This is a genomic window from Luteolibacter pohnpeiensis, from assembly GCF_016595435.1.
GTDB classification, from domain to species: Bacteria; Verrucomicrobiota; Verrucomicrobiia; order Verrucomicrobiales; family Akkermansiaceae; genus Luteolibacter; species Luteolibacter pohnpeiensis.
Genome location: NZ_JAENIJ010000011.1, coordinates 76,458 through 88,741 on the forward strand (window position 1 = coordinate 76,458; position 12,284 = coordinate 88,741).

General features: G+C 56.3%; 9 protein-coding genes. 6 read left to right on the forward strand and 3 right to left on the reverse strand.

Features of this window, described 5'->3' with window-relative positions:
* Positions 1-82: 82 nt before the first annotated feature.
* Genes JIN85_RS08870 through JIN85_RS08885 form a run of 4 tightly spaced genes read left to right on the forward strand, consistent with a single transcriptional unit; the run spans position 83 to position 3,477 of the window.
* On the forward strand, positions 83-1,498 hold the full coding sequence (locus tag JIN85_RS08870; RefSeq protein WP_200269766.1) for an efflux transporter outer membrane subunit: 1,416 nt from the start codon (positions 83-85) through the stop codon (positions 1,496-1,498).
* 45 nt (positions 1,499-1,543) lie between these two features.
* Complete coding sequence (locus JIN85_RS08875) at positions 1,544-2,020, forward strand: nucleoside deaminase (RefSeq protein WP_200269768.1); 477 nt, start codon at positions 1,544-1,546, stop codon at positions 2,018-2,020.
* Between the two features lie 52 nt (positions 2,021-2,072).
* Positions 2,073-3,260: a hypothetical protein gene (locus JIN85_RS08880; RefSeq protein WP_200269770.1), complete on the forward strand. Its 1,188-nt coding sequence runs from the start codon at positions 2,073-2,075 to the stop codon at positions 3,258-3,260.
* A 40-nt stretch (positions 3,261-3,300) separates the two neighbouring features.
* On the forward strand, positions 3,301-3,477 hold the full coding sequence (locus JIN85_RS08885) for a hypothetical protein (RefSeq protein ID WP_200269772.1): 177 nt from the start codon (positions 3,301-3,303) through the stop codon (positions 3,475-3,477).
* Between the two features lie 91 nt (positions 3,478-3,568).
* Here JIN85_RS08885 and JIN85_RS08890 read toward each other — a convergent pair whose 3' ends face one another.
* The gene (locus JIN85_RS08890; protein ID WP_200269774.1) at positions 3,569-4,174 is read right to left on the reverse strand and encodes a hypothetical protein; all 606 of its coding nucleotides are present in this window, start codon (positions 4,172-4,174) and stop codon (positions 3,569-3,571) included.
* A 192-nt stretch (positions 4,175-4,366) separates the two neighbouring features.
* Here JIN85_RS08890 and JIN85_RS08895 point away from each other — a divergent pair, with 192 nt between their 5' ends.
* Positions 4,367-7,843 carry a PPi-type phosphoenolpyruvate carboxykinase family protein gene (locus tag JIN85_RS08895; RefSeq protein WP_200269776.1) on the forward strand — a complete coding sequence of 1,159 codons (3,477 nt, stop codon included), beginning with the start codon at positions 4,367-4,369 and terminating at the stop codon, positions 7,841-7,843.
* Positions 7,844-8,022: 179 nt separating this feature from the next.
* Here the strand turns inward: JIN85_RS08895 and JIN85_RS08900 are convergent, their stop codons facing one another.
* Positions 8,023-10,116, reverse strand: coding sequence for a M3 family metallopeptidase (locus tag JIN85_RS08900; RefSeq protein ID WP_200269778.1), 2,094 nt, complete (start codon positions 10,114-10,116; stop codon positions 8,023-8,025).
* A 130-nt stretch (positions 10,117-10,246) separates the two neighbouring features.
* On the opposite strand from JIN85_RS08900, the gene JIN85_RS08905 reads away from it, so the two are divergent.
* Positions 10,247-11,218, forward strand: coding sequence for an alpha/beta hydrolase (locus JIN85_RS08905; RefSeq protein WP_200269780.1), 972 nt, complete (start codon positions 10,247-10,249; stop codon positions 11,216-11,218).
* Here the strand turns inward: JIN85_RS08905 and JIN85_RS21940 are convergent.
* Positions 11,133-12,233 carry a 3'-5' exoribonuclease YhaM family protein gene (locus JIN85_RS21940; RefSeq protein ID WP_200269782.1) on the reverse strand — a complete coding sequence of 367 codons (1,101 nt, stop codon included), beginning with the start codon at positions 12,231-12,233 and terminating at the stop codon, positions 11,133-11,135. The genes JIN85_RS08905 and JIN85_RS21940 overlap by 86 nt on opposite strands.
* Between the last annotated feature and the right edge of the window lie 51 nt (positions 12,234-12,284).

The window sequence follows — 12,284 nt, forward strand, 5'->3', positions numbered from 1 at the left end:
TAAACGATAGTTCGATTTTTTTGCGTTCACTGCAAGTAGTCACTTGCGTGCGCCGATTTTGATGGTTGAATTGCAGCACGCCATGTCACAGGCCTCATCTATTTCCACCCTCTCTGTCTCCGCCTTGTCGCTTTCGGCGATTCTTGGTCTTTCCGCATGCAAATCGGTTGGCCCAGATTATCAAACGCCGACGATGAATCTTCCTACCTCGTTTTCGGACAGTGGGATCAACTGGCGTAAAACCTCTCCCGATTCCTTGCCGAAGCCACGCGAATGGTGGAAGCTTTATAAGGACCGGACTCTGAATTCCCTGGTGGAACGTGCCCTGAAGGAAAACCAGGAAATCGTCGCCGCGGATGCACGCCTGCGCCAAGCTCGCAATCTTTCGCTGGCAACGCGCGGTCTGTATTTCCCGATCATCAGTGTTGGCGGCTCCGCGACGCGTGCGAAATCCCGCATCGTCAACACCGGCACCACCACCATCAACACCACTTACTCGGTGCCACTTGATTTGTCCTATGAGCTCGATCTCTGGGGCAAAGTCCGCCGCCAAGTTGAAGGGGCGGAAGCGTCCGCCCAGGCAAGCGAAGAGACTCTGAACGCGATGCGTCTGACGGTCGCCAGCGAGGTAGCTCAAAACTACTTTGCCCTCCGTGCTGTCGATGCCGACCGCGCGGTCTTGGATGAAACGCTCAAGTTGCGCCGCAAGGCACTGGATCTTTTGACCGAGCAACGCGACGCCGGCGCGATCAGCGGCTTGGATCTTTCCCTGGCTCAAACCGAAGTTTCCACGGCGGAAGCTGAACGGATCAGCCTGGACCAAGATCGGGCTCAGCTGGTGAACGCACTGGCTGTTCTCACGGGCGCGGCGGCTACGGGATCCACGATTCCAGAGAATCCGGAATTACCAAGTCCGCCTAGCATTCCGGTATCGGTTCCATCCGAACTGTTGTTGCAACGGCCGGATATCCGCGCGGCGGAGCGCCAGGTCGCAGTTGCCAATGCCGACATCGGTGTTGCCACCGCCGCTTACTATCCATCCATCAGCATCGGCGCGTCGGGCGGTGTTCAGAACCAAACATTCAGCCAGCTGTTCAAATCGAACTCGCTTGTCTGGTCGATCGGGCCGAACATTTCCCTTCCTTTGACGGATCAGATTTTCCTCCGCTACCGCAAGGACGCAGCCGTCAATGCCCACGAAGCAGCGACTGCGGACTACCGCCAGACGGTGCTCGATTCCATGCGTGAAGTGGAAGACGCCTTGCAAGGCAGCGAGATCCTGGTCAGGCAGCAAAAAGCGCAGGAAGACGCCGTCAATTCCGCTCGCAAAGCTTATGATCTGTCATCGAAGCGATTTGATGCAGGCCTGGTCAGCTTCCTGGATGTGGTGGATACCGAACGCACCCGTCTCGATGCCGAGCGTGCCAATAATGCTGTCCGCGCTCAGCGTCTCGCGATCTCCGTTTCCCTGATCAAAGCACTGGGCGGCGAGTGGTAATCGACCACTCTGGATTTCGGTCTGGAATCTGCTAAAAGCAGTTCCATGACCGGGCCCGACCCATCGTTCATGATGCGCGCCATCGAGCTGGCACGCCAAGGCATGCTTGGCGGTGCCGGTGGTCCATTCGGCGCCGTGGTCGTAAAAAATGGCCAAATTGTCGGCGAAGGCTGGAACCAAGTTCTCTCCACCAACGATCCGACGGCCCATGGCGAAGTCACCGCCATCCGTGATGCTTGCCGGAACCTAGCCACCTGGTCCCTCGAAGGCTGTGAAATTCACACCACTGGCGAGCCCTGCCCGATGTGCCTGGGAGCCATTCATTGGGCCCGCATCGGTTGCATTTACTACGGCTTTGGCATCGAGGATGCGGCCCGTATTGGCTTCGATGACCGGGCATTTTTTCGAGAGTTTTCCCTGCCTGTAGAACAGCGGAAAATCCCTTCCACCACGTCGTGTCGGGAAGCAGCTTTGAGGCTTGCCGACGAGTATACCCAACTACCCCTAAAACAGCTGTACTGATTTTGAGACGACTGCTTGACGCCCGGGCTCAGTACTGAAAAGACTCCCTACCATGGCATGGAGGATCGATGAAGCGGTGAGGCGCGGAGAAATCGACAATACGATCGAGGGCAGAACCACGGGTCGTATCTGGTTGGTTGGCCGCGAAGACCCGATCGTTCTCCAGCTTGACGGTGATTGCTGGCGGGACCTCGCTGGCTCGCATTTGATATTCGAAAATCCATCGCCAAAATCCAACCAGGACGCGATGGCCTTGGATGAGGATCAAACCGGCGTCATCGGTGATGTCACCGCCTCCCGGAAGACCAAAACCATGGTCGAAAACGGCGGCAAAGACCCCATCATCCAATGGCGAAACAGCCTTTATCTTGAATGGTTTAGCGAGATCAATGGGCGCGTGGTTGTCGAGTCCACCAGTTTCAAGCTCACGGTGTCGGCTCATGAGTGGATGATGGATGAGGATGCCGAAGCTGCGCAAAAATTGGCAAACCTGAACTCTATGCGAGATTTCATGGCCCAGGTCATTCGCCGCAAAAACTATGGCGAAGCCCAGCCGAAACCCGCCCGTGAAATGGACGAATTCGCCTGGGAAGAGCGCCTCAAGGAGTCTGACCGCCTGACCGATGCCTACCAGGAAGTGCTGGAAAAGTACATGGAGGATGGAGACAGTGAGCGCAAAGAAGCCTTTGTCATGGGCTGGGACGGTCTCCTCGACGCCCTCGCCGAGCGCGATGAGGCGGGAGATTCGGACGACGAGGAATTTTCCGACGAAGCCGATTTCCCGGATCCGTATGAGATTGAGCAAAATCAGGCACTCGGCATTTATGAGGCAAGTGAGCTGGACGACGAGGAAGATCCGGACGCCCCTGATGACGGGCAAACTCACCCGTTGCATCTGAAATCTCGGGATTTGGCGTTGCGCGCGGTGGATCTCGCGGAATGTGGAGACAGCCCTGAATCACCATCTTACGAGCTGATATCCAGCCTATTACAGGTCAGCGGCAAACTCGCAGGCGCACTCAACGGCAAAGGGAGCGGCTATGAACCGGAAACCGGATTTGTCCTCGCTGTCCTGAAGCGCTGCCTCGGCTGGCTGAACAAAGCCGTCGGCGCTTGCCGCATCCTTGCAAATGACGAAGCGGACCCCGATCACAAGGCCGCGCTTGAGAATTTACTGCTCTCGTGCTTCGAAATCCGCGACGAAATCATCGAGTTAAGGCGTGAACTTAAGCAAAGTTAAGCATTGCGACGAAATGGCAATGCGCTATTGAAAGAGCCAGATGAAATCGCTCCTGCTCATAGCCGCCGTCATCACCGCTTCTTTACTCAGCTCCTGCAACACCACTATTGGTTTTGGCCGGGATCTCCGTCTCCTCGGCGAGGGAATGGAGAAATCCGCCAATAAGGTCCAGGGCGGCGGAAGTTCCGATGACACTTACGGTGCTCCGGTTTACTGATCCAGCGCTGAAATTCTTCCATTAAAACCCACCACTTTCCCGTCGTTTCAGGACTGCGGGAAAGAAGTTGGCGGCGTGGAAACGCGGAAAATCAGTAGCCGCGCCAGAAGGCCAAGGCGCAAATGAACATGATCACCCCGTAGGCAAGACCGCCCATGCTTGCGGCCTTCCAGCGCTTTTGATCGGCGGTGACCCAGGTGACTGCATCGCGGAAAAGGAAGGGCATTCCCACCCAGAACAGCGATACGGTGATGAGAACGTAGGTGTAAATCGGGATCAACAAGCGGGTATCCGGATTTTTCAGGAATGCAGCGCCCAACAGCGGGGCAGCTGCCATCAAGCCCAGCAATCCAAGGGCGCGGACTGCGAGGAAATCGCGCACGCTCATCGAGACCAAAATCAAGGAAACCGGCACCAAAATCCGCAGCAGAGGCTTCGCATTGTTGAACTCGCCCAAATCCATCGCGAGTGAGCTGACCAGGCCGTGACCTTCAGGCGCGACCAGCAACCAGAACCAAGCGAGTCCGATTCCCAGCAAGATTTGCCCCCACTGGTTATTGCGCGGGAAAACTTTCAGAAAACTCTGAATGGGCTCCGGCTTCAACAACATCGCCAGATGCGTGCCAATCAAGCAAACCGCTAAAAACATGCCCGTGCCGAACAATGGCAGCTTCTCGTAAGGGTGCATCCAATCCATGCGGCCCCTTGGCTACGATCGCAGGGCGCAACATTCAAGCGCCAACTTCCGGAGGCCTGCCATTGCCGGTCCTGGCCCTAGCCCCAACCCGTGTTGACGCTGGTCAAATCAACCCCGCCGACTTTATGATCCCCGGCGAAGCCCTCCATCGGCGAATCGTGCGAACTAACCCATTCTCTCTCGATCCTCACCATGAAAAACCTCAAAGACCAAATCGGATTCTCCGGAAACTCCAGCGTTGCGGATTCTAACGACGAAAGCCGCCTGCGCGAATTCGTCAATCTCAAGCTCGCTTCCCGTGGATACCCGATCGTTGGCAATGAATCGGACTACCCGTTCCTCGATCTCGGCCGCTCGCTGATCGCCAGTTTTCAGGAAAAAACCCGGTTGCTTTCAGATTACCTGTGCCCGGCGGACCACACGATCGACCAATTCCTTCGCAGCTACCTAGGCGACGATCTGGTGACTGAGGTTTTTCATGATGTGAAGCATCTGCTGCCCGATTCCCCTTTGATCGCGGAGCGGCACGGCATCGCCCGCATGCTCTCGCTTCCGCCAGACAAGGATGTTTTCAAATCGTCCATTCTCAGCTCATACCGCGTTCACCAAGGCGTCTGCCATAACCCTGCCAGCGATCGCCGCACCACCAAGGGTGTGTTCCACGTAGCCGAGGAAGGATTGCCCGTTCCTGCCGATAAGAAATCCGTGCCGAAAGCGGTTTTCGCGCGCCTGCTGCGTCGCGCCCTGACCCCTCCGGACGAGATCATGACGCTGCCATTCACCAGCAATACGGCGACACCGGCCAGGAGCTTTGTTTCCCTGCTGCTGCGGCCAGTCGTCGCCCCTGAAATCCCTGGCGTTTCACCGGAAAAATCGATGGAAGTCCGCTTCTTCGCGCCCGGCAATCTGGTCAGCAATCTGGACTTCGTCGAAAGTATCTTCGGCAACGCGGGAGATCCGTTTTTACCTGTGAATGATGCCCGCCTGGACGCTGGAAAATGGTCCGGCCACACCGGTTGTGTGATCCTTGCGCCGCATTTGATCTCACTCCGCAAAAAAGATCTCGGCCTCCCTCATGTGGCCGATGCAACCGATCGCCAGAAGCGCGATGGCATGTGCTGGAAGTCCGATGACGAACTCTACAACGACGGCGGAGCCTTCAAAATCACCTGTCGCGACAAACGCGGGATCATCGTCACACTCATCGCCGACAACTACTACGGTTACTGTAAGAAGGAGGTCAAAACCCAACTCAGCTACGCGGCGAACCTATCCGGAAACTCCGAAGAAGAACACGCCGGCGGCGCCATCGCGTTTCCGAGCTTCGACCTCGGCGAAGATTTCTCACTCAGCGACTTCAGCCGCCCGGTCGACCACACGTTCGAGGAAATCAAATCGCGTTACGCCGGACTGTTCCACTTGCAGCCGGAAGGATACGGCATCGACAAAATTTATCCGAACATCCTCTATGTGCCGGAGGACGTTCACATCGATCTTCACCATCAGTCGGTGACTTGGAAAAATGCCGCCGGAGCTCAAAAAATCTCGCTCCAACCCGGCATCACCTACGTCCTGCCATCCGGCTACAAGGTGGAGATGATGAAGCCATCCACCGGCCAACGCTGGCGACTGATCGGCACCAATGCAGAAGGGACCTTCTGCCACAAACCCTGCACCGTGTCTGGCGGCGGCAAATCGGAAATTTCCAAATCACTCTCCGACGCGATGATTTCCGGGCCGGTGTTGGTGAATGATTTCAAGGCCGACCTGGATGCTGCTGAAGAAATCATCAATCGTGATTTTTCCCACCGTTACCAAAACCCGATCGATCCCGGCAAACCTGGACGACCATTGCTCGACAAGGCCCGCTCGCTTGGCTCGGTCGTGCGATTGCTCACGCCAAACGCCGCTTACACGGAGGAATACAATGCCTGGCTCGCCACGATCGAGCGGCCGGTGCGCGATCTGGTTTTCGTGATCAAAAGATTCTACAAGCCGGACTGGGGCCCGGATTGGAAATCACGCTTTTCAGTCGATCTCATCAACGGCCAGCCTGGTCGGGAACTTAGCTACCGCCGTCAGCGGCTGGTTTCGCAATACCTCCGAGTCGGCTTCACCGAAGACGGCAGCTGGCGCACTTTCGGCATCCGCAAAGACTTCAGCCCTGCGCGGAAAATCCAAACCGAAGACGACATCAGTGCCTCCATGGTCGTCCCTGCCGATTGGATTAACGGCCTCCATCCGGACGTCAAAAATCCGTCGCTCAAGTTCGTGCGCAATTGCGAATACCGCCTGTTCCAGCGGCCGGACGATGCGGTTCATCGGGGTTACGACAAGAAAGCCGAAAGCGATTTCAGCCAAAGAGGCGTGTTCTTTTCCAACTACGAGCCGATCACGAAAACCGAGGTCCAGTCGATGATTCAGGACTCGATCCGGTTCGAGCGATTCACCTTACCGCTGCGCAAGACATTCAAAAATTTCGTCGAACACGGCACCACCGAATTTGCCGTCAGCACGCACCAACCACGGATCGTCGATGGCAAGCCGACCAAAAATCCACGCTATCTGCAAAACCGCCCGGACCTGGAAGATCCGCGCTCAGTTTACCTCGCCAACCTCGGTGCGCGTTTCATCCGTCGACTGCCGATCGAAGCTCCGGTTCCCATGCCGGTCAACTCGGTGCTGGCCGGCCGACGCAACAACCCACCAGACAAGGAAGCCGGCATCCGTGCCTTGGCGGTTTACAACCCGATTCACTATCAGGAATTGCCGGAGCTGCTGATGGATTTCATCGCCTCGCTCACCGGCAAAAGCCCATCGACCACCGGCGCGGGCAGCGAAGGCGCTTTGACCAAGGGACCATTTAACGCGCTGTTGCCGATCCATGATGTGAACGCGGCCTTGGTTTCCTACCTTCTGACCGGCTACCACGGATTCACCAGCGCCGCCGGCTTCATCGGTCGGAAATATCGGGTGGATCACGACATCAGCCTGCTGGTGCCGGAAGTCTGGTCACGGCTGTTCATCACCGAGCGCGACCCTGCCTACCTCATTGAAAACGGCTATCTGGAAAAGCTCGAAGATTTCGAGCACGAAGGAAAAACCATCGCCGCCAGCCGCCTTGGTTACCGCATCACCAAAAGCTTCGTCACCACCTTTTTCGGTCGGATGTTCTCCGCACCGGACACGGTTTTCACCGATGACATGCTGCGCCCGGAACTGCAGTCGATGGAGGATTTCGTCGACGGCATCGATAACATCGTGACCACTCAAAAGTCGGTTGCTCTCAACTACTTTGAGGACGGCAGCATCGATGCCGCCTGCCCGCCGTTGAAGGCGTTGCTGCATTTGATGGCCTACGGAGAATACGAAGGAAAAACGGTCAATGATCCGTCGATCCGCAGCATGTTTACCCGCGAATCGCTGATCTCCTCCGATTGGTATCAGGCCCGGCTCGACGCCAAAGCCAGCATCGACCAGTCACTGTGGCAACGGCATCTATCGTACTTAGAGGAATTCTCCACCAAGCCGCACTACCAAAGCGAACTAGGCCGCCTTCACATTGAGGACCGGATTCACAGCACCCGCGAAACGCTCGAGTCCGTGTTGTCCCCCGCCTACCGGCAAAGCCTGGAAGGCACGATAGGCACCGACCCGGCCTTGGTTTGATTGCAAATAAATCCCGGAACCGAAGTGCCGGATCGACACCTCTTTCCCGGGAAGACGCAATTCATTCGGCAATCGCACTGCCTGGCTGCAGCCATTCATGAAAAGCGTGGTGGTTGTCATATCTGATATATGCCAACCAAAAACCACCCGTTAAACGAAAGCCCAACCAGGTCATTGGATCATGCCAAAACCGGCACGGCCAGACCAGCGCGGACCAGCAGGGGTTCCAGCTCCGGGTCGCGGCCCATAAACTTGCGGTAGAGCTCGTCCGGTGGCAGCGAATTGCCTTTGCTCAGGATATTTTCACGGAATGCACGGCCGGTTTTCTCATTAAGAATGCCCTCGGATTGGAAGCGGGTGAACGCATCAGCATCCAGGACCTCTGCCCATTTGTAGGAATAATAACCGGCCGCGTAGCCGGTCGGGCTGCTGAAGAGGTGGTTGAACCGGCGCACCATTGATGGAGCTTCGGTTTTGAGCGGAGCTTTGTAATCGGCCAGCATTTCCCGATCCATCTGATCGAGGTCCTTGCCAAGGTATTGATCGAGGTGGAGGTGCAATTCCAGATCAAGCTTGGCGAGCGAAAGCTGCCGCATGAAACCGGAAGCACTCAGGTAGTTCTTCGCCGCAATCATTTTGGCAAACAGATCATCCGGGATGGCTTCGCCGGTTTGATAATGCCGGGCAAACAGATCGAGCGACGCGCGATCCCAGCAGAAGTTTTCCATGATTTGCGACGGCAATTCGACGAAGTCCCAGGCAACGTTGGTTCCTGAAAGCGACTTCACCGGCACGTCACTGAGCAATCCATGCAACAGGTGACCAAATTCGTGGAAAATCGTTTCCACCTCACCATGAGTCAGTAGCGCTGGTTGATCGCCCACGGGAGGGGTCATGTTTCCGATGATCAAGCCAAGGTGCGGATCGCCCGGGCCACCGGTGTAGAGTGAGTTCATCCAAGCACCGCCGCGTTTCGATTCGCGTGGATGCCAGTCGGCATAAAACGAGCCAAGGTGAGCACCGGTGCCGGAGTCGTGGATTTCATAAAACGCGACCTCCGGGTGCCAGGTTTCGATCGCATCGCCCGGATCTTCTCCAGAGCCCGGCTCCAGATAGACGGTCTTCTTTTGTTGGATCGAAATGCCGAATAGCTTGGTCGCAATTTCGAACATACCGGCCATCACACCGTTCACCGGGAAATACGGGCGCAGCACTTCGTCATCCAAATCGAAGTTTTCTTTGCGTTGCCGCTCCGACCAGTAGCCGACTTCCCATGGCTCCAGCGGGCCTTCCGGCTGCTGGGTTTTGGCCGCCTTGTATTGGCAAAGTTGTTTGTATTCCGCGATGAACGCCGGGTGGATTCGTGAATGCAGATCCTCGATGAATTTCAGCGCGGATTCCCCCGTGCGTGCCATGCGGCGCAACACGGTGAGATCGGCGAAGTTCTGGTGGCCGAGAATTTCCGCTTTCTCCTGGCGCAGTTTGAGAATTTCCCAAACCAGTGAGCTGTTGTCGTATTCCCCTTCACGGCCGACGTTGGCAGATGCCTGCCAGACCTGGCGGCGAATCTCGTCATCATCCAAATGCTGCATGATCGGCAGCATCGATGGAAATTGCAGGGTGAATCGCCACGCTGGTTTGTCATCGGTTGCCACGCCTTTTGCCTTTGCATTGGCAGCTGCTGCCGCCTTGGCGGAATCCGGCAATCCAGGGAGCTTTTCCTCATCGGTGATCACCAATTCCCAAGCGTTGGTGGAATCCAGCACGTGCTCGGAATACTGCTTGGTCAGCTTGGAAAGCTCCGCGTCGATCGCCGCTACCCGGAACTTCTGCTCCGGCGGCAAATCCGCACCAGCCTGGCGAAACTCGGCCATCGTTTCCTCAACGTGCCGTTGTTGAATCGGGCTCAGGCTCTTGACCCCATCACTCTCACCAAAACTCTTCAGCGCCATCCAGAGCCGATCATTCAAAGCGATGGATGAGTAAAAATCACTGACCTCAGGCAACATCTTGTTCAGCGCCTCCCGCTGCTTCGGATTATCGGAAACCGAATCCAGGTGGTTCAAGCGGCCCCATCCTTCGTTCAACGATTTGCCGGCCTCTTCCAGCGCCAGGAAGGTATTTTCGTAAGTGGTCTCGGTGGGGTAAACATTGCAAATGATCTCGATGTGAGACTTCGCGGTATCGAGAGCAGTGCGAATGTCGGGCTCCACAGCGGATGGAACGAGTTTGGACCAACGGACGTGAAATTCTGGAGCTAGGAATGGATTCATGAAAAAAATCAGTTCGCCCGATGTTCGACGAGAGAACCCGCTTGTCCATGTCTTAAAATGGGAAATCCCGGCAACCCTAGCGATCATCAAGGTTTGAAAGCGGAAGAAATCCGAGTAATCCTTCCCGGCAATGACTGAATCGTCCGGCAGCTTGTCCTACATGAGAGCCCTTCCGCCCCTAAGCGGTCCGTCGTTTTGGCACAGCAAATCCGGCCTAAAAATCGCCTGGAATGAATTTGGCGACCCCGCCGCTTCCGGCGGTACGCTGATGTTTTACCACGGCTGGCCTAGCTCACGAGTGCAAGGCCGGGTGCTGCACCATTTGGCTGCCGAGCGGGGCATCCGCTTGATCGCGATGGACCGGCCGGGCATCGGGCAATCGACCTTGGTTCCCAGCCGGAAACTCAAAGACTGGGGAAATTTGGTAGAAGAATTCGCCGATGCGCTGGGCATCGATCGCTTCGCCCAACTTGCCGTTTCCGGTGGTGGCCCGTACGTTCTGCCGGTCGCGATGCAGATACCTGAACGAGTCGCCGGATCTGCGGTGCTTTGCGGCGCGGTCCCTCTAGGCCCCGGATTTTCCCATCTCGGACTGCACCCGGCATATCGGTTGCTGATCCCCTTGCGAAAAATGCCCTCGCTGGTGTTCAACCCCGGGCTTCGATTTGGTAATGCCATTACTAGACTTCCCGTAACCATTCCACCGCTCTCCTGGATGATTCGAACTCTGCCAAGAGCGGATCGAAGGATCTTGCTCGAAAATCCGGACATTGTCCCGATCCTCACCGCGAGCTTCCGCGACGCAATCCACCAAGGATGGCGCGGTATCCGATCGGATGCGGAGATTTATCTGCAAAACTGGCAATTGGATTGGCCCGCGCTACAAAGCGAAATCCGCTACTGGCACGGGGCACAGGATCGCAATATTCCGCTCGGCCTCGTTCGAAAAATGGTCGCTCTCCTGCCCAACGCAATCCTGAATGAAGAGCTGCACGAAGGGCATTTTTCGATCGCCCTCAATCGGGCTCCGCAGGCGATGGACTATCTGGCGCAGTGTCTTCGCCGTCCGTCACCTCGGGAGCAGCTTTGTGAGACTCGATGAACTCCGGCAAAGGTCGTACTAGGTTTGCCGGAAGTGGGAACATCCGATCATAGATTCCAGGTGCAATCTCATTGGACTGCTGATAGGCGACCCGCACCATCTCCAGCTTCGCATCGAGATTGTCGATGTGGTGTAGGGCGAATGCCTCAGGCGTGCGAGGCAGCACCGGCGAGCCAAACTCAAGCTGGCCGTGGTGCGCTCCGATGAGATGGAGCAGATGCAAACGAGTCATTTCCGCCGAAGGCGAGAGATCCGCCCATGCCTCGGCCTCAGGCAAATCCATCAAATCATTCCAGAGTTTGTTCAACAGCTCAATGCCAAGCGGAATATGCCCTAACATTTCGCCATGAAGATTGTGCGCCTGGGCGAAGCTATTTTCTGGATACGTATTTTCCCAGAGCTTGCCACAATCGTGGAACAGCACTCCACAAAGCAGCAAGTCACGGTTCAACTCCGGGTAAACCGGGCAAAGCGCTTCTGCCGCCTGCATCATTTGCGCAACGTGCTCCACCAAGCCACCGCGCCGGGCATGATGGTTTTTTCTCGCAGCTGCAGTGCGGCGAAACCGGTCCCCGAACACACTGAGAAATCGTTCACACAGCAAACGGATGCGTGGATCTCCGATGCTTGCGGAAAGCCGCTGAATTTCGGCAAAAGCCGCATCCTGTTTCGCGCGGGTCGTCGGATCACCCGAGAGGAAATCCGCGATCCCTTCATCGTCAAGCAACGACCAGCCAAAGTGATTGGCATTCAGCCCATACTGGTTCTGAGTCCATTCACCTTCGAGCTGAAGAATCGCGCCGTCAGCCAAATCGTTGACCTTCTCATAAACCGGCGAATCAGACCAGATTTTCAAAGGAAAACTCCCGGTCGAATCCGAGAAAACCACTTCAAGATACGGCTTTCCACCCTTCGTCGTGCGAACCGACCGGCTTTGCAATTGCGAAGCGACCGTAGCCGAAATGGGAACTTCTCCCGCTTGTTCTTTGAGGGTGGCGATGCTGATGGGACTCACGCGGCAGAGCTTCGCACAATCGACCTGCCTGTCACGCCTCGAACACGAAGA